Genomic DNA, 18,380 nt, shown 5'->3' with positions numbered 1-18,380 from the left:
CTGTGGATGCTATCCACAGGGGCTTTGTCTATTCAGCGCAACTCACTGTTCACGCCTTACCCTTCACTACTGACGCTTCACCATTAAACAGCGTCTTTACCGGTTTCGCCGGTACGGATACGGATGACCTGCTCAAGGGGCATCACAAAAATTTTACCGTCACCGATCTTACCAGTGTTGGCGACCTGGGTAATCGCGTCGATCACCTGCTCGGCCATATCATCGTCAACGGCGACTTCCAGCTTTACCTTGGGCAGGAAATCCACCACGTACTCTGCGCCACGGTAGAGTTCCGTGTGGCCTTTCTGACGGCCAAACCCTTTCACTTCCGTTACCGTAATGCCCTGCACGCCGATATCAGAGAGCGATTCGCGTACGTCATCAAGCTTGAACGGCTTGATAATGGCTGAGATCAATTTCATTGCGACATCCTCTAGCTTGGTGGCCCACTGTATCAAAACAGCGTTATTGAACGGTTGTCATAACCCATCAAGGTTGGCGGGGCGCTCGCATAGCCAAGCCCGTTACCCAGTCGGTTAAGCATACACCGCCCAGGGCGGAGAATAAAAAACCCGTACGTACCTAGCTCATAACCAGCGACGTGCCGCCGATGCGTAAACGACAAAAAGGCCTCCCACTCGGGGAGGCCACAAGGAGCACGCCAGCTCACATGATTAGCGCAAGCTTATTTCTTAACGCTAAACTCGGGGTAGGCTTCCAGACCGCACTCAGCGATATCGACGCCTTCATACTCTTCTTCTTCGCTAACGCGGATACCCATGACCGCTTTCAGCACCAGCCATACCACTAAGCTTGCGATGAAGACCCAGCCAAAGATGCCCACGATACCGATTAACTGTGCACCGAAAGAGGCGTCGCCGTTGGTGAGCGGCACTGCCAGCACACCCCAGATACCAACCACACCGTGTACAGAGATCGCACCGACCGGGTCATCCAGCTTCAGCTTGTCGAGGGTCACGATCGCACCCACCACAATCAGACCACCTACCGCACCAATCATGGCAGCGCCCAGCGCTGACGGAGAGAGCGGGTCAGCGGTAATGGCGACTAGGCCAGCCAGCGCACCGTTCAGTGCCATGGTGAGATCCGCTTTACGGAACCACAGCTTGGCTAGAACCAGCGCAGCAATCACGCCACCGGCAGCCGCTGCGTTAGTGTTCACGAACACTTGTGCAACGTTGTTGGCTGAACCGATATCGGACATTTTCAGCTCAGAGCCGCCGTTGAAGCCGAACCAGCCCATCCACAGGATGAAGGTACCCAGCGTTGCCAGCGGCATGTTGGCACCGGGAATCGCATGGATAGAACCATCTTTACCGTACTTGCCTTTACGCGGGCCCAGTACCAGCACACCTGCAAGCGCTGCAGCCGCACCGGCCATGTGCACAATGCCGGAACCTGCGTAGTCAGAGTAGCCCACTTCAGACAACCAGCCGCCGCCCCAGGTCCAGTAGCCGGACACCGGGTAGATGAATGCAGTCATCACCACGGCAAAGGCCAGGAATGCCCACAGCTTCATACGCTCAGCAACCGCACCCGAGACAATCGACATGGCGGTTGCAACAAACACCACCTGGAAGAAGAAGTCAGAGCGCATGGAGTAGTAAGGCGCATCGTCGCCACCGGCCAGCACTGCATCGGCGCTGTTTTCAGTGCCGATCAAGAAGCCCAGGTTCGGCAGGAAGCCGCCTGCACTGCTGGAGTACATAATGTAGTAGCCCACCAGCAGGTACATGGTGCACGCAATCGCGAACAGCGCGATGTTTTTCGTCAGGATTTCGGCGGTATTCTTGGAGCGAACCAAGCCAGCTTCCAGCATGGCGAAGCCAGCGGCCATCCACATGACCAGCACGCCGCAGATCAAGAAGTAGAACGTATCGAGCGCGTAGCTCAAATCAGCTAACTCATTCATCAGGTGTTCCCCGTTATACTAATCGAAGTTATACGTCATCAGCAGATCGATGGGCGGCGCTTAAACGGCGTCGGCACCGCGCTCACCGGTACGAATACGGATCACATCTTCCAACGGCGTCACAAACACTTTGCCGTCGCCGATTTTGCCGCTATTCGCTGCATTACAGATGGCGTCCAATACGCTCTCCAAGCGCGCATCGTCCACGGCGACTTCCACTTTCACCTTGGGCAGGAAGTCGACCACGTATTCCGCACCGCGGTAGAGTTCGGTATGCCCTTTTTGGCGGCCAAAGCCTTTCACTTCAGTGACCGTAATCCCTTGAACGCCGTTGTCGGCGAGTGCTTCACGAACGTCGTCAAGCTTGAATGGCTTGATGATAGCGGTGATGAGTTTCATCCCGGATCTCCCCTGCTGGATCAGTCCCACTCGGTGGATAGCGGCATGGCCGCCCGAATTTAGTGCTTGCCCTGCTAATGCGCATACCGTGCCACCCACTTTTTTATTTTTATATTTCAGCTACTTAACCTATTTATATAAGCAAATTACGGTAGCAATCCGCCGCTACCGATTAGCACCCGCCCGGGCTTTGCACCATTAATGAACATTAAAAAAAGCTAGCCGCTCCATTTCGATGCATTTGTCCGCCCCCATCTGCTTACCCTCCATTGCGCTTAATTAACAAACGGCACATGCGAATCCACGGCGGGTTGCGTATCCTTACTCTCAAGCAGTTCACATTTATGCGTGATCGTTTAAGGAGAGAGCCATGGCGCCCCAAGACCGCATTAGCCGCTTAGCCCAGCAGATCGGCGACCGTTTACAGAATGCGTCGCAAGCCCCGGAAGATATTCAGAAAGGTGTCCAGCAGGTGGTACGCGGCGCGTTTGACCGCCTGGAGCTGGTATCGCGGGAAGACTTTGATATTTTAATGGATGTGCTGCAACGCACCCGCTCGCGGGTAGAAGCGTTAGAGCGCCAAGTGGCCAGCCTGGAAGCGGCGGTAGAAGCCTCTAGCACCACCGCACCTACACCCGTCGAAGCCGAAGTGCCGCCCACCCCGGTACAACCTTCTAGCACCACTAAGCCAACACCCGGTAAGCCAGCCACTGGCGACACGGAGTAAGTACGCCGTTTTGCTCAGTATGGGGCAGGTTCGGCTGCCCCACTTCTTTCACTTTTCTTCGCTCTCTCTTCTTCGCGCCTTTTCCCTTTCGCCCTTTCCTTCTCCCCGCCCTCCTATCTAACCCAACACTCCATGCCAGTGAACAAGAATCACTATCATTGACAACCCTAGAGATAGTGCTATCGTGCGCTTATCTGCAGCCTCCCGCGTGCCGTTAAGCACCAATAAGGCGCAGGCACTACGCCTCCTCCACCATAGCGACTGCCCCCATGCCCCAGCAGGAACGCTTAGCAACGCCTGACATCACCCCCCTTTCATTGGCCCAGCTTGGCCAGCGCTTCGGCATTCACTACCACATTGAAGGCCCTATTTCACCGCACCAGCCGGTCGCCACGGGTCATGTTCATGACGTTAGCCTGCGTCAAGGGATGCATTTAACGCTCTCTGATCTGCAGGTAAAGCATGGCTATACCTCCACGTCTTACCAAAGCGTGCCATGGTTTTTGAGCGTGATCTTAGAAGGCTCGATTCATCTCCAAATGGGCAAGCAGCAGATACAGCTCTCTGCAGGGGATGGCGTATGCAGCCACTTCGATGCCCGACACCCACTCACGGTGCACCAGCCTGTTCAGACACGCCTTCGTACTGTGAATATTGCGGTTCTAACCCCTGCCCCCTTAGGGCTTCCCGCCCCGCCTGATGCAGCGTGTTTGCATTGCTGGAAACTGCCCAACGCTCTCTGCGAAACGCTTTGCACCATTAGTGAGCAACCGCCCTCGCTCTGGCGACAAGCGATGGTGTGGCAGGGATTAGCGCTCCAGCTGATTGGGCTAGGTATGCCCGAGCGACCGACAGCGCTGCCTGAGCACAAACATCTCTCTGCCCGTGATCGTCGCTGCTTAGCGGCGCTGCACGCACGCATTGCCCAACATCCCGCCGAGCCTTATAGCCTCGTTGCATTAGCCAAAGAGGCCGCCATGAGCCCCAGCAGCCTTAGACAGAAGTTTCGCACCCGCTACGGCTGCGCCCTGTTCGACTATATTCGCCAAGTGCGCCTGCAGCAGGGGTACGAGGCGCTGCTTCAAGGCCACAGCGTTCAACACGCCGCCCACCGCTGCGGTTACCGTCACGCTAGCAACTTCTCTAGCGCCTTTAAGCGCCACTTCGGCTTTTCCCCTCACGAACTCCATCAGACCAGCGTATAAGCCGCGCTTAAGTTCCCCAAACGCCCCACTTATGTCAGCACGCATAGCAGGCTTGGCACGGCGCATACCTTTTCGACGCCACAAAAAGTAATAATTCTCATTGCTTAATAAAACTGGTTCTACCTCCTCCCAGGATCACTTATGGCCTCCACCTATCATCCGTTGTTATTGGCCCCCTTAAGCAGTGCGCTGCTCATCGCGCTGGCAACGCCTGCTGCGGCCCAGCCGAGCACTGCCTTAGCCACCGTGACCGTGACTGCCCAGCAGGCGGCGACCAAAGTCGCCACGCCTTTTGTTGAAACCCCGCAGAGCGTTTCTACCATCACCGAGGCGCAGATGACGCAGCGCGGCGTCAACACGGTGCAGCGTGCCACCGACTACACCCCCGGCGTGTATAGCAACCAAGTAGGAGCTTCCAACCGCTTCGATTACTTGGTGTTGAGAGGCTTCTCCGATGGTAGCTTGAGCAACACCTTTTTAGATGGCTTGAAAGTGATGGGCGACGCTAACTCCCATAGCAGCATGCGCATCGACCCCTGGTTTTTAGACAGTATTGAAGTAGTGCGCGGCCCGGCATCCGTGCTCTATGGCCGCGCCTCGCCGGGCGGCGTGGTAACGCTCAACAGCAAACGCCCTGAGTTTGAGCCGAGCGGCGAGCTGCGTTTTAGGGTCGGTAATAACAATCAGCGCAGCGCAGCGTTCGATCTCACTGGCCCGCTGGGGGCAGAGCAGCGCGTGGCGTTTCGTCTCACCGGCATCGCCAGCGCCGCCGACACCCAGTTTGGCCCTGCCGAAGAGGAGCGCTACGCCATTGCGCCAAGGCTGACCTGGGACATCACCGATGCCACCAGCCTGACCGTAGAAGCCTACCTGCAGGACGAACCGGAAGGCGGCTACCACTCCGGCGTGCCCTTTGAAGGCGCTGTAATCGCTCGTAATGGCCGCAAAATCAGCAATAATTTCTTCGATGGCGAAGCCGACTACGACGCCTATGAGCGGACCCAGCGCATGCTCGGCTATACCTTGGAGCACCGCTTTAACGACCGCGTAACCGCCCGCCAACTGCTGCGCTATCTCAATTCAGATGTGACGCTAAATCAGGTGTACGGCTTTGGCTGGACGTCACCGACCTCAAACGAACTGGCCCGCTACTACTCCGGCAGCGAGGAGTCGCTTCAGGCTTTCACGGTGGATAACCAGTTAGAGGCCCGCCTGACCAGCGGTTTTATGGAGCACACGCTGCTGCTGGGAGCGGATTACCAGCAGCGTGAGAACGAGGTTGCCTGGCCTTCCGGCGCGTTTCCCTCTTTGGATGCTTTCAACCCGGTGTACGGCAGCGAACCGCTGGCGTTCTACGCGCCCATCCTGGAGAACCACGAGCTAGAGCAAACCGGGGTCTACCTTCAGGATCAAATCGCCGTGGATAACTGGCGCGTGACCCTGGGCGGACGCTTTGACTGGGTAAATATCGACAACACCAACCGCGACAGCGGTAATACCAGCGCGCTCAGCGACACCCAGTTTAGCGGCCGCGCCGGGGTGGTGTACCTGTTCGATAACGGCCTAGCGCCCTATGCCAGCTACTCGACGGCCTTTACTCCCACCAGCTTTGTGGACGCCAATGGCGACCTGCTAGCCCCCATGGAGGGCGAGCAGTGGGAAACCGGCGTGAAGTACCAGCCCAACGCACAGCAGCAGTACAGCGCGGCGCTGTTCCACATCAGCCAGGAGAACGTGGCCACCAAAGAGCAGCCTACCGACCCCTACCGCGCCGTAGGCGAGATTGAGTCGCAAGGCATTGAATTGGAAGCTCAAACCCAACTCAACGAGGCGCTCTCGCTACAGGCTGGCTACAGCTTTACCGACATTACTTACGCCAAGAGCGACGACGGCAACCAGGGCAATAACGCCATTTACTCCCCCCGCCATCAAGTACAGCTGTGGGGCCACTATGCGGTGCAAGAGGGTTGGCTGAGCGGTGTGGATATCGGCGTGGGCGTGCGCCACTATGCTGACATTGCCGCCGACCGCGCAAACACCGCCACAGTGCCGGACTACACCCTAGTTGACGCCACGCTGGGCTACGACTGGAGCCAAGCCGGCCTCAAAGGCGTCGAAACTCGCCTGAATGTACACAACGCCCTGAATAAAGAGTACGTGGCGTCGTGTAACTCTCTGGAGTACTGCTATTTCGGTGCCGAGCGCGGCGTCACCGCCAGCGTTCACTACCGTTTCTAAACAGTCCCCACACCCAGGCACGCCCCCTGCGCGTGCCTGGGTGTTTCTATTTGCAATTGATAAACAGAATCGTTTAAATAAAGCGCTTATTGCTAGGTACCGACCCCATGCGCCGCTTCCCCCAACTCTTTACCCTGGCTCGCCGCAGCCTGCTTGCGGCGGGCCTGCTGTTGTCTACCGCCAGCCACGCCCAGTTGGCCACCATCGACTGGACCATTGCCGAGACGCTGCTCGCGATTGACGCGCCGGTCAGCGGTATCGCGCAGCAACCTGCCTACCACGATTGGGTGGGCGAGCCGCGCATTCCCGAGCATGTGATGGATATTGGCATGCGCACCCAGCCCAACTTCGAGCTGCTGGCACAATCGCCCCCCGAGCAAACACTGCTCTCGCCCATGTTTACCGGGCTGATTCCCCGGTTGGAGAAAATCGCCCCGGTGGGCTCCTTCGCGCTCTACTCACCGGGCGCGGAGACATGGCAGGAGATGCAGAGCCTTACCCGCCAGTTGGGCGAACTCACCGACCGCAACGCCGAAGCCAACGCGCTGATCGAGAGCACACAACAGCTAATGGCCGAACTGCGCCACAAGCGCAGCGATACCACCCCACTGCTGATGGTGCAGTTCATGGATGCCCGCCATGTGCGGGTGTTTGGTGAGAACAGCCTCTACAACGCCGTGCTAGAGCAGCTTGAGCTGCCCAACGCCTGGGACCAGCCCACTAACGCCTGGGGGTTTTCACTGGCCGGTATTGAAGCGCTGGCACGCTACCCCGATGCCACGCTGGTCATCGTCGACCCACTCCCCGCCGGCGTCGAAGAGCAGTTGGAAGGGAGCGGCCTGTGGCAACACTTACCCAACGTGCAAAATGGCCGACTGCTGCGCCTGCCGCCAGTTTGGAGCTTTGGCGCTCTCCCCTCCGCCCAACGCTTTGCCCGCGAGCTAACCAGCGCGTTGAATGCCCATTATGCTGACTAGCCCGCCACCAGCCTGCCCACCTAAGTAGCGCCCAACACCTTAAATAAAGTAGGCTTAGCCAACGAGATAGCTCATTAAATTGAGCAATCAGATTGAGAGACGTTGCGAGGGAGCGCCATGACACTAGCGATTGTCGCCACGCGGGCAGGCGTGGGGTTGGAAGCACCGGCGGTACATGTAGAGGTTCACTTAGCTAACGGATTGCCGGGGTTAACCCTGGTAGGCTTGCCGGAAACCGCCGTAAAAGAGAGCCGCGAACGGGTGCGCAGCGCCTTGATCAACGCGGGTTTTGATTTCCCCAACACCAAGCGCATTACCCTCAACCTTGCCCCGGCGGATCTGCCCAAAGAGGGTGGCCGTTTTGATTTGCCGATTGCGCTGGGCATCCTCGCGGCTTCAGGCCAGATCCCGGTGGATGCGCTGGAAGGTATGGAGTGCGCGGGTGAACTGGCACTGGATGGCAAGCTGCGGGCGGTACCCGGCGTACTGCCATTTGCGCTGGCCACTCGTCGCGCCAACAAAGCGCTGATTGTGCCCCGCGCCTGCGCCGATGAAGCCGCTCTGGCAGGCGATTTACCGGTGCTGCCCGCCGACTCTCTCTGGCAAGTGGTGGCTCACTTGCTGGGCCAGGAGAAAATTCAGCCGCACCAGCTTTCAGCCTCTGTCAAATCTACCGCCCCAGTAGCCGACTTAGCCGACGTGCGCGGCCAGCATCAGGCCCGCCGAGCGCTGGAAGTCGCTGCCGCAGGAGGCCATAACCTATTGCTCGCAGGCCCACCCGGCACCGGTAAAACCATGCTGGCCAGCCGATTACCCGGCATTCTGCCGCCGCTGTCAGAGGATGATGCGCTACAGGTGGCGGCGGTGCGCTCGGTATGTGGCTTGGCGCTGGAAGCCGACTGGGGCCAGCGGCCCTTCCGCCAGCCCCACCACAGCGCTAGCGCCGCCGCGCTGGTCGGCGGCGGTTGTCATTTTCAACAATTGTTGCGACTAAACAATAATTGCTGCGACAATCTCTATGTTGAGTTTACATAGAGCACGCCCTTGTGACCGTTTCTCTCAAACAATCCAGAACCTTTAGCTTTCAAGATGGCACCCTTAAAGACGAAACTGAGCGCTTGGTCGTTTGGTGGTACGGGCCTATCTTCAAAAATATCCGCTCACAAAGCGTCCCTAAAATTTATGTATTTTTAAGACCTATTGATCAGGAGAACAAATTAGGAGACGTGATTAAGCGAACGACGGTCTTAACGCATGTCGGACTATTGAGAATCGGCTCCGTCTGGGAAAAGGGCGTGAGCAACTCCCGCATCGCATTTGAGGAGAAAACATTCCCTGTTTCGTTCTCTCCGGGCGGCTGGCGGATTGTCTCCTTAGACGACTTGCACAAAGCAGGGCGCAGCCTCTATACCTCCTTTCATGAGGCAAGCTATTTACCGCTGGACAGAAAACACAAATCGTACCTGATTGAATTTGACCTCCCAGATGGCAAACATCTGCTCATCCCTTGCACCGAATTTTTTGCACGCGTTTACGGTCGATCATCTGAAATCAAGCGTGTGCTCGCCACTTACTGTTGGGAGGAGGTCAAAGAACGGCTTTATCGACCGCTTAATGCGCCCCCATCGCCAGGTACCTGGCCTGTCAGATTTACATATCGTGTTCATAGGCACGATGCGATTTTGCTCGCGCACATGCTGTACGACCCCTATGCCGAACAAGCTGCCAGAGATATTTATGCGCAGACTGAAGCCAGCTTCCCCCAAGATAAGATGCTTTTAAAAGTCACTCCATGGTTTCAAGGCAGCGGGGAAATCTCTGTTTCTGGCGTTCCAATTGATGGTGGCAACACATTCCTAGGCTTGCAGATATTAGGCTGTACGCAGCCCGATGGTGCCACGATCCACCGCGAAAGAGAGAAATCAACGACAGTACCAGCCACCGATGGCGACGATGCCCCCTCTCAGTTCCCCTATCATCAGCTTCAAGACATCCCCGATGTCATTGACCTGACGGATGATGACGAGCCCGACCATGGTTCTTCCTGGCTAGACCTTACTGAGGACGAATTCGTTATTTTAGGTAAGCCTCGCGCCGTCTTGGATAAACGATATACCCGAAAAAGCGTGCCCGATACACGAGGCGTCCCCGTTCCGGGTGACGAAACCATTTTCTCCACTGGGGAGCCACATGGGTCAGGGAAGGGAGTGGGACAAGCGTCTATTCATGCTCCTATTACACTGGAATCACAGGGCTTTCTACGTGATATGTGGAATGCGCTTCTCTATTTACAATCGGCCTATCCCGCAACGATTCGTGGCGTTAGCTGGTTTACCTTTGAAGACGGATTCAGCACTTCTCCTGACCCTCGGTTAATCAGCCTCGAACCTTTCGAAATAGACGAGGAGGTGGAAACGTCAGTCGCTAATTGGGTTTACATTGATACTCAGACCAAGGTACCTCGCGGGGTGCTCGTCGTTCGGGTGCATGTGTTAGATCAAACGCTCTATCTCATGGAGATCCAACGACGCCCTCCAAAACCCAGAGCTGGCGGTAGCGAGGAGGCATCCAAGCCTCCTTCCTATAAAGGTTTAGTCTTCACGCTGAGCCACCAAGGCAGCTTCGAGCAGTGGTTACGCCAAGTGCTGTCTAACGTGCGGCACGTAGAAGGTGTTGTCCAAAAACTAGTTGGTCACTGCCCAGGATTCGCCGATACGTTCAAGCACCCTAAATCCAAAAAGGAACAGATACCCTGCGAAGCCTCTGTGTTAAATGCTTTTAGCAAGGTCAGTATTGGTCGCAGTGACTTAGCATAGGTACTATTTGCCACCTTTATGAGTAGCGGTGTCTGTTTTGTCGGTAAGAGCAACCTGTACACCCCGTGTGCAGGTTGCTCTTCTGACGAAGAGCCGATACGGCCATCCCTTCAGTGGCGGGCGAGGATCTTCGCTGCGATGGGCGAAGTGATCATTTGAATCACGGCAAAAAAAGCGGCTGGAATTGCGATCTCTGATGGCAAGCCAGAAGCAGCGACAAACGCTGCAGCGATGCTGAATTCCTTTTTACTGACCGTGAAAAGATAGGTAATCACCTCTTTGCGATCAGAGGTGAGTAACCGTGAGGACATACCTACCAGGTACCCAATCAAATTGAGGCACAGGGCCGCGCCCGCAATCACAAACGCATACCAGCCATAGCCATTGATCGTGGTGGCATTCGGCCCGACCACGGCGAGTAAGATCAGCAGATACAGAATCGACCCTATCCCTGCATACGCTGAATCATGCCGTGCAAAGAAAGCCGAGAACTTTGTACGCAAGCTGACCCCAATCACGGTAGGAAGAAGCACGATTAGTGTTAATTCAAGAATAATTGATCCAAGCGGTACGTCTAACTGAAGGCCGGTGAGCCATAAAAACAGGAAGGGAACAATAAACGGACATAACGCGGTGTTGACTGCGTTGAAAACAGCGGCAAGCGCCACATTGCCTTTCGCCATCAGTACCAAAAGAGGAGAGGACACATCTGTCGGCAGCGTGCCGAGCAAGGTTTGGCCAGCAGCCAGCGGGCCGCTTCCAAAAAATAGACGGCCCGTTAGCCACCCGGCAATCGACATAGGCCCATAGACCAGCCCCAATGCCAACAACTGCCGTGACGGCTTTCGGAACACGATGCGCACTGCATGCGCATCGAATGTGAGGCTGATAATCAACATCAGTAATGCCAGTAATGGCCCAATCGCGAACTTAAGCATTATTCCGGTGGCCGGAAAGAGTAAGCCTCCCCCCGCGACGACGATTACAAACCAGACAAGGTGCGCCTCGACAAAATAAATGAATCTACCCATGGTGGATTGGACGTTACCGGTTGAAGTGGATTGAGCCCCGCACCTAAAACATGATCACCTTCGGCCCAGCACACAAAGGCTCCTTGGTAGCTAGGGACGTGCTTCCCAATCCAGCGATGCAAATAGATAATGCTCAAGGGTTGAAGCTTTAGTTGCTAGAGGTTTTATAGTACCAAGAACAGATAATTCGAGAGAAGGTAACAGATGGGACATCATCATGATCATCCCCACATTGATCCTGCCTCTGGCGACCGGCGCGTCAGCATCTCCATTTGGGCCAATGGGCTCTTAACCATCGCTCAAATCGTCGGTGGCATTATGGCGGGGAGCCTATCGCTGATCGCTGATGCGTTACATAACTTTTCTGACATGGCAGCATTAGTCATTGCCTTTGCTGCTCGTAAAATCGCCAGACGGCCTGCCGATGCGCATATGACCTTTGGCTATGGCCGCATCGAGATAGTGGCAGCACTCATCAATTACACCACCCTCATTATTGTCGGTGTCTACCTGATTTACGAAGGCGCTATGCGGATGGTCGATCCCCCTGAGATAGAGGGATGGACGATCGTGATTATTGGTGGCGTCGCGCTCGTCGTCGATGCCCTTACCGCCATGCTCACGTGGTCAATGCAAAAAGAGAGTGTCAATATCCGCGCCCTTTTTCTGCATAACTTATCGGATGCGTTTGCCTCCATCGCCGTGATTATCGGTGGTTCGCTTATTTTACTGTACGACATGCGCTGGGTGGACCCCGCGATCACGATAGGGATTGCGCTATATATTCTTTACCTAGCCTTCTCTGAAATTGGCGGCCCTATCCGTACGCTAATGCTGGGATCTCCCCCGGACATTGACGGGCAGGCAGTCGTTGAGACCGTACGAGATATCGAGGGAGTCCAGGATATTCACCATGTGCATCTATGGCAGATGCAGGAAAACATGGCAGCCCTTGACTGCCACGTGGTTCTGACAGAAACCGGCTGGCAGCAGCTTGAATCCGTCAAAGCAGAGATCAAGGAGCAGCTTAAAATGCGCTTCAATATTGCTCATTCCAGCCTAGAGTTTGAGCATAGTGACCACGCGCATCAAAATGCCAATCTATATGGGCATGAGTGACAGACCGAGGCCGGCTCCCAGCTCAGGTAGATAGCGAGTAGCTTACTCCCATAGCGATTGGCTTATTTTTCAACCCTACTTTTCCACCCCATCGTTGAGACAGAGAGAGAAACATGTTCAAAAAAGCGTCTTTTATATTGGCCGGTACGTTAATGCTGACCGCTGCGATCGTCGCCGTATCGAAGCCTGCCCTCTTAGACATGCAAGCTCAGGCAGCAAAAGAGAGCGGTGTCCAGGCCGAGGACTCCTTGGTGCGTTCACACTCCCCCATCTTGGGACGAGAAGACGCGCCGGTGACGATTGTGGAATTCTTCGATCCGGCTTGCGAAGCCTGCCGTGCTTTCTATCCCCTGACAAAAAGTATTCTGGAAACCTACCCAGAAAAAGTGCGGCTCATCGTGCGCTACACTCCTTTCCACGGCGACGTATCGGACAAGGCCATTCGGGTATTAGAAGTTGCTCGTCGTCAGGGCGTCTTTGAACCGGTACTGGAGAGGCTGCTGGCTCGCCAGGATCAATGGGCTTCACATGGCAGTTTTGATGAATCCGCTATCCTCGATATCGCGAGCCAAGGAGGCCTTGATTTAGCGGCTGCCGAAGAGCAACTGACTTCTGCTGAGGTGCAGGCGGTGATTGACCAAGACATGGCGGATGTCAGAGCCAATCAGATTCGCCAAACACCTACCTTTTTTGTCAATGGCGAGCCTTTAGACCCCTTTGGTATGCAAGAGCTGATTGATGCCGTCGAGAGTGAAGTAGCGGAGATCTCTGGGGAAGAGGATGGCCAGTGATGCAGCGCTGGTGGTTACTAGGCTTGGTGGGCTTTTACCCCTTGCTAGCCGAAGCCAATTGGCAAACGCATCTGTCATTGCCTCCGTCTGAACTTAGCCCTGTCAAGTTACAGGCGGCTAGCGAGCAAGAAGGCACATTACCGCTCGATAGCGTTGATACCCTAACCTTTGGGCGTGATGTCGTCATTGATACCACCCTCTACGAGGCCTTGGCAGCAGAAGGTGTCCCAACGCGTTTCGCCACTAAACTGGAAACACTGCTCAGCGAGTTTATCGCAGCGCCGCTGGAGTTTTCTGGCAGTGAACGTATTCAATTAGTGTGGGAGGAAGATCGACGCCAGGACGGCGCCCGTGTTGGGCCACCACGCCTCAGTTATGCCGCTCTGCCTGATCAGGCAGAGCCCTTGGAGGTCATATGGCCGGTCACCCAAAAGGGGGACGTAGCTCTTTTCAAAAGCGACACCCTGCTAGGCACGTTGCGGTTGCCCGTGCTTAGTGCCCGCTTAACGTCTCGCTTTGGGAATCGGCGACATCCTGTGTATGGAGGGATGCGTCCTCATAATGGAATTGACTTGGCTGCGCCGACAGGAACGCCGGTCATTGCCACCGCACCTGGGCGCGTATTCTTTATGGGTCGCCAAGGGGGATATGGGCAGGTGATCGAGGTGGAGCACGACACAGGGGCCATTAGTCGCTACACACACCTTAGCCGATTCTCCCCACAGCTAGTGGTTGGGGATTTAGTCAATGCGGGAGAGTCGCTCGGAGAGGTAGGTTCCTCCGGGGTCGCCACGGGCCCCAACCTGCATTACGAAGTGAGAGTCAATAACCAGCCTGTTGATCCCCTTGGTCAAGGTCAACGCATCATGTTGGGTGAGCAGCCGACTCAAGGTGAATATCAAGCGTCACTTTACGAGGCAAGAGATCGCTTGGAACAAGCTATCGGCACGGCGTCCATTTATGACTTGATCTCGTTTAACGAGCCGTAACCACCCGTGCTTAGCAACGTTGCATGGATTGTTAGTAACGTGAACGTGTGCTTGCCTCGTTATGGAACCCTAGCGCTGTGATCACTCATCTAACACAAGACAGGTAATCGGTATGGAAGAGGTTTCTCTCGTCACAATGGGGGTATTGGGAAGCCTTGCCGCGGGCTTGATGACGGCTGTCGGGGCGCTTCCTATCTTGTTTACCAAAAGACCGAATCGTGGTGTTCGCGATTTAGCGTTGGGGTTCGCCGCTGGCGTCATGCTAGCGGCCTCTTTCTTCTCACTGATCATACCCTCCTTAGAAGCCTCGGAGCTGCGTTACGGAGGTAGCGTGGTACCTGCTGCCATTGCCTGTGCGGCCATCTTGCTAGGGATTGGAATGGTCGCACTACTGAACGAACTCTTACCTCATGAGCACTTCGAACAGGGGCGAGAAGGGCCAGAGGCTGCCTCACTACGTCGTATCTGGTTGTTTATTCTTGCCATTACGATACACAACCTGCCAGAGGGGCTGGCCGTTGGCGTGGCCTTCGGCGCAGGGGGAAGCGAAGGAGGCATTCCACTAGCGATTGGCATTGGACTTCAGAATGCCCCAGAAGGACTGGCCGTAGCAGTATCACTGCTAGGCGTGGGCTATTCACGTTGGCGGTCATGGACGATTGCCGCCCTTACGGGGCTTGTTGAGCCGTTAGGTGGCTTATTAGGCGCTGGAGTCATCAGCATGTCACAAGCGCTACTGCCCTGGGGGTTGGCCTTTGCAGCGGGGGCGATGTTGTATGTGATCAGTCATGAGATTATTCCCGAAACTCATCGAAGCGGGCACCAAAAAAAGGCCACGCTGGGCCTCTCCATCGGATTGGTACTCATGCTGTTTTTGGATGTTTCGCTGGGCTAACCATTGGGCGTGGGGCGTAGCGTTAGTGCTAACCCAAGTCGTGAGCCCCTCCGTGCGATTTTTCAGTGATACAGAGCTGATGATCACTGATGACCTCAATGATTCGGCAGCTTTCCACTTTACCACCGGCACACTGTGTGACCATCCGTTGAAGCTCCTCACGCAGTATGGACAGTCGTTGAAGGCGGGACTCCACTTTCTTTAGGTGATGCGTGGCGATGGCATCGACTTCTTGGCAAGGCATATCAGGTTGATCTGACATGGCCAAAAGCTCTCGCACTGACTCCACCGAAAAGCCAAAGTCACGGGCATGACGAATAAAGGTCAAGCGCCGCACAGCGTCGTCTCCATAGCGGCGCTGCCCCCCACCGGTTCGTGTCGCATCGCGCAACAGCCCAATACGCTCGTAATAGCGAACCGTTTCAGGTTTGCAATCGGCTCGTCGTGCTAACTCACCAATGCTGATACTTTGGCCGATCATCGACATGGTAAAACTCCTTACGCAGGGCTTGAAGCTGTAGTTGCTACAAGGTTTACACTTAAAAACCATAGCCCATTGGCAGGAGAGGCACCATGAAAACATCAACGCCGACAACAGCGCCTACCACCTTGACGCTGCGTGTTGAAGGCATGGACTGCGGCGGTTGTGAGCGCAAGGTTGTGTCGGCGCTAGAGCGACTGGAAGGCATTGAGGAAGTCACGGCAAGCTCGGTCACGGGATCAGTGAAGATTCACCACCACGATCACGGGGCCCCCTCGCGAAAGACCATTGAGGGCATCCTGAACGAACTAGGCTATCAAGTGGCTTCCCATGATGGCCAAACACGCGCATCTGGTGCTTCATCCTCTTGGTGGCAAACCGCTAAAGGGCGCTTGGTCATTATCACAGGAAATCTGCTGATAGTGGCCTTCGCGCTTCGTTTAGCATGGCCTGCGCTGGGTAATATGCCTTTCATTTTGGCCACGCTAGTCGGCTTAATACCCATTGCGCAGAGTGCCTGGGGCGCCCTCAAAATGCGCAATCCCTTTACCATAGAGATGCTGATGTGCATCGCTGCGCTTGGCGCATTGGCCATCAATGCTGCCGCTGAAGCTGCGATGGTCGTGTTCTTGTTCGCCGTAGGTGAGCTACTCGAAGGGGTAGCTGCTTCACGAGCGCGCCGCAGTATCTCAGCCTTGGCAAATTTAACACCCTCAACGGCGAGGCTGATGGACAATGGCCATCTGCGTGACGTCTCGGCGGAGTCACTTAAACCCGGGCAGCGTGTGCTGGTGCGGCCCGGTGATCGCGTACCCTGCGATGGACGCATCCTGGTGGGCACCTCCGACATTGACGAGTCGCCGGTAAACGGCGAGTCCATACCCCGTTCGCGAGCGCCTGGTGATGACATTTTTGCTGGCACAGTGAATCTTGATGCCGCCCTGGAGGTGGAGGTAACACGAGGCGCTGATGACAATACGATCGCACGCGTTATTCGTCTGGTTGAAGAAGCACAGGCCGCCAAGGCACCGATAGCACGCTTTATTGATCGTTTTGCGTATTACTATATGCCCGCCGTCGTCTTACTCGCCCTACTGATGGCGATAGTGCCACCGCTGGTATCGACCATGGCATGGTCGGAGTCGATTTACCGTGCGTTAGCATTGCTGTTAATCGCATGCCCCTGCGCGTTAGTCATTTCCACCCCAGCCGCCATCGCCGCCGGTCTCTCGGCGGGAGCTCGGCGCGGACTACTGATCAAAGGGGGAGCCGTTCTTGAACAGTTAGGTAAGCTTCGCTTGGTGGCATTAGATAAAACGGGCACCCTCACTGCGGGTACCCCAAGAGTCACAGATGTGGAGTCTTGGATTGCTGAGGAAGACGATAACAGCGTATTGCGGCTCGCCGCCGCAATAGAGCGGGATTCCAGTCACCCTATCGCCACGGCTATCGTTGAGCATGCCCGACAGTCGGGCATCAACCTCCCCACCGTCACCGGCGGCCGCGCTCTGGCGGGGCGCGGTGTTTCCGGCCAGGTGGAGGGTCGCGAGCTGAGCTTAATGACGCCTCGTCACCTTCACGAGAAAGTCATCCTTGAGGAAAGTCTCAGTGCTCGGATTGTCGCGTTAGAAGAAGCCGGTAAGAGCCTCGCTCTCCTCGTCGAAGGCGAGCGTTTACTGGGCTTGATCGCGGTTCGCGATGAGCCACGCGAAGATGCCATTGAAGGCCTAGCGGCGCTATCCCGTTTAGGCGTACAGGCGGTCATGCTCAGCGGTGATAATGCCCGCACCGTCGCTGCCACGGGGGGTCGCTTAGGCATTGAAGCGTACGGCGAACTAATGCCTGAAGACAAGGCAGCGTATGTTCGAGACTGGCAAGCGGCTGGCCGTGGCCCCATCGGTAAAGTAGGCGATGGCATCAACGATGCACCGGCACTCGCGGCAGCCGATGTGGGTATCGCGATGGGGGGCGGCACGGATGTGGCGTTGGAAACCGCCGATGCAGCCTTGCTCAAGAACCGCGTTACCGGCATCGCTGAGCTGATAGACCTATCTCGTGCCACGCTGCGCAATGTGAAAACCAACGTTGTTCTCGCCCTTGGCTTAAAAGCCATTTTCCTAGTTACAACGGCGCTGGGTATTACCGGCATGTGGATTGCGGTGATGGCCGATACCGGTGCTACCGTCCTGGTGACGTTGAACGCCATGCGACTGCTGGGTTACCGCTTTTCGCCCAGTACCGCAATGACAGGCCTGTCACAAGGAAAAGTAACCTCATGAGAACAGTGCAACACGATAGCCCTTCACGTCGCTGGCCATGGTTCACATTAGCTTGCGTGATGGCTCTAGCCGATCAACTGGTCAAGGAAATTGTGCATGCTCAGATGTCGTTTGGCCAAGTCATTCCGCTAACGCCGTTTTTTAACTGGGTTTATACCGGGAACACAGGAGCCGCTTTCAGCTTTCTCGCAGAAGCAGGGGGTTGGCAGCGCTACCTCTTTCTTGGTTTAGCGTTGGTGGTGGTCGTCGTATTGGTTGTGCAGCTATGCAAACCCCTGTCGCGCTTGGAGGCCTGTGCGTACAGCCTGATTCTTGGCGGCGCGCTCGGTAATACTGTTGATCGCTTAGCGCGAGGGTACGTCGTCGACTATCTGGACATTTACTGGGGCGAATGGCATTGGCCCGCCTTTAACATGGCCGATATCGCGCTATTTGCCGGTGTATTGATGTTCGCGGTGGCGTTATGGCGTGAAAGTCCTGCTTTTAAGCGCTCTGAGTAA

General features: G+C 55.8%; 16 protein-coding genes and 1 pseudogene. 12 read left to right on the top strand and 5 right to left on the bottom strand.

All coding sequences use genetic code 11. The features are described from left to right. Window positions 1-83: 83 nt before the first annotated feature. The 3 genes from glnK to R0J87_RS00620 form a co-directional block, all read right to left on the bottom strand. Complete coding sequence (gene glnK, locus R0J87_RS00630; protein WP_009098335.1) at window positions 84-422, bottom strand: P-II family nitrogen regulator; 339 nt, start codon at window positions 420-422, stop codon at window positions 84-86. A 263-nt stretch (window positions 423-685) separates the two neighbouring features. Next, the gene (locus R0J87_RS00625) at window positions 686-1,933 is read right to left on the bottom strand and encodes an ammonium transporter (protein ID WP_253018566.1); all 1,248 of its coding nucleotides are present in this window, start codon (window positions 1,931-1,933) and stop codon (window positions 686-688) included. Between the two features lie 60 nt (window positions 1,934-1,993). Continuing rightward, window positions 1,994-2,332 (bottom strand): P-II family nitrogen regulator, encoded by a 339-nt coding sequence (locus R0J87_RS00620; RefSeq protein ID WP_058579766.1) that lies wholly within the window; start codon window positions 2,330-2,332, stop codon window positions 1,994-1,996. Window positions 2,333-2,702: 370 nt separating this feature from the next. Here R0J87_RS00620 and R0J87_RS00615 point away from each other — a divergent pair, with 370 nt between their 5' ends. From R0J87_RS00615 to R0J87_RS00590, 6 genes and pseudogenes are all read left to right on the top strand, one after another. Beyond that, window positions 2,703-3,059 carry an accessory factor UbiK family protein gene (locus R0J87_RS00615; protein WP_188639685.1) on the top strand — a complete coding sequence of 119 codons (357 nt, stop codon included), beginning with the start codon at window positions 2,703-2,705 and terminating at the stop codon, window positions 3,057-3,059. A 269-nt stretch (window positions 3,060-3,328) separates the two neighbouring features. Then, window positions 3,329-4,264, top strand: coding sequence for an AraC family transcriptional regulator (locus R0J87_RS00610; RefSeq protein WP_498883639.1), 936 nt, complete (start codon window positions 3,329-3,331; stop codon window positions 4,262-4,264). A gap of 141 nt (window positions 4,265-4,405) precedes the next feature. After that, a complete protein-coding gene (locus R0J87_RS00605) occupies window positions 4,406-6,502 on the top strand; it encodes a TonB-dependent siderophore receptor (RefSeq protein ID WP_498883637.1) in 2,097 nt (698 codons plus the stop codon). Between the two features lie 107 nt (window positions 6,503-6,609). Next, window positions 6,610-7,479, top strand: a complete 870-nt coding sequence (locus tag R0J87_RS00600) for an ABC transporter substrate-binding protein (protein ID WP_498883636.1) — start codon at window positions 6,610-6,612, stop codon at window positions 7,477-7,479. Between the two features lie 117 nt (window positions 7,480-7,596). Then, window positions 7,597-8,445 (top strand): annotated as a pseudogene (locus R0J87_RS00595) (YifB family Mg chelatase-like AAA ATPase); the annotation flags it as partial. An 80-nt stretch (window positions 8,446-8,525) separates the two neighbouring features. After that, on the top strand, window positions 8,526-10,295 hold the full coding sequence (locus R0J87_RS00590; protein WP_022521296.1) for a hypothetical protein: 1,770 nt from the start codon (window positions 8,526-8,528) through the stop codon (window positions 10,293-10,295). Window positions 10,296-10,405: 110 nt separating this feature from the next. Here the strand turns inward: R0J87_RS00590 and R0J87_RS00585 are convergent, their stop codons facing one another. Further along, the gene (locus tag R0J87_RS00585) at window positions 10,406-11,326 is read right to left on the bottom strand and encodes a bile acid:sodium symporter family protein (protein ID WP_022521295.1); all 921 of its coding nucleotides are present in this window, start codon (window positions 11,324-11,326) and stop codon (window positions 10,406-10,408) included. A 204-nt stretch (window positions 11,327-11,530) separates the two neighbouring features. Here R0J87_RS00585 and R0J87_RS00580 point away from each other — a divergent pair, with 204 nt between their 5' ends. The 4 genes from R0J87_RS00580 to R0J87_RS00565 all read left to right on the top strand — a co-directional run bounded on the left by R0J87_RS00580 (window position 11,531) and on the right by R0J87_RS00565 (window position 15,120). Beyond that, on the top strand, window positions 11,531-12,445 hold the full coding sequence (locus R0J87_RS00580) for a cation diffusion facilitator family transporter (RefSeq protein ID WP_022521294.1): 915 nt from the start codon (window positions 11,531-11,533) through the stop codon (window positions 12,443-12,445). A 113-nt stretch (window positions 12,446-12,558) separates the two neighbouring features. Then, on the top strand, window positions 12,559-13,236 hold the full coding sequence (locus tag R0J87_RS00575; protein WP_022521292.1) for a DsbA family protein: 678 nt from the start codon (window positions 12,559-12,561) through the stop codon (window positions 13,234-13,236). Further along, window positions 13,236-14,225, top strand: a complete 990-nt coding sequence (locus R0J87_RS00570; RefSeq protein ID WP_022521291.1) for a M23 family metallopeptidase — start codon at window positions 13,236-13,238, stop codon at window positions 14,223-14,225. Before R0J87_RS00575 ends, R0J87_RS00570 begins: the two co-directional genes overlap by 1 nt. A 112-nt stretch (window positions 14,226-14,337) precedes the next feature. Further along, window positions 14,338-15,120, top strand: coding sequence for a ZIP family metal transporter (locus R0J87_RS00565; protein WP_498883633.1), 783 nt, complete (start codon window positions 14,338-14,340; stop codon window positions 15,118-15,120). Window positions 15,121-15,148: 28 nt separating this feature from the next. On the opposite strand, the gene R0J87_RS00560 is transcribed toward R0J87_RS00565, so the two are convergent. Then, window positions 15,149-15,607 carry a MerR family transcriptional regulator gene (locus tag R0J87_RS00560; protein WP_022521290.1) on the bottom strand — a complete coding sequence of 153 codons (459 nt, stop codon included), beginning with the start codon at window positions 15,605-15,607 and terminating at the stop codon, window positions 15,149-15,151. A gap of 86 nt (window positions 15,608-15,693) precedes the next feature. On the opposite strand from R0J87_RS00560, the gene R0J87_RS00555 reads away from it, so the two are divergent. Beyond that, window positions 15,694-17,880 carry a heavy metal translocating P-type ATPase gene (locus R0J87_RS00555; protein ID WP_054644987.1) on the top strand — a complete coding sequence of 729 codons (2,187 nt, stop codon included), beginning with the start codon at window positions 15,694-15,696 and terminating at the stop codon, window positions 17,878-17,880. Beyond that, the gene (gene lspA / locus R0J87_RS00550; protein WP_022521288.1) at window positions 17,877-18,380 is read left to right on the top strand and encodes a signal peptidase II; all 504 of its coding nucleotides are present in this window, start codon (window positions 17,877-17,879) and stop codon (window positions 18,378-18,380) included. Before R0J87_RS00555 ends, lspA begins: the two co-directional genes overlap by 4 nt.

Origin of the sequence: Halomonas sp. SIMBA_159, assembly GCF_046536035.1 — a bacterium.
Taxonomy (GTDB): Bacteria; Pseudomonadota; Gammaproteobacteria; order Pseudomonadales; family Halomonadaceae; genus Vreelandella; species Vreelandella venusta_A.
This window is presented reverse-complemented; position numbering and strand designations above follow the sequence as displayed.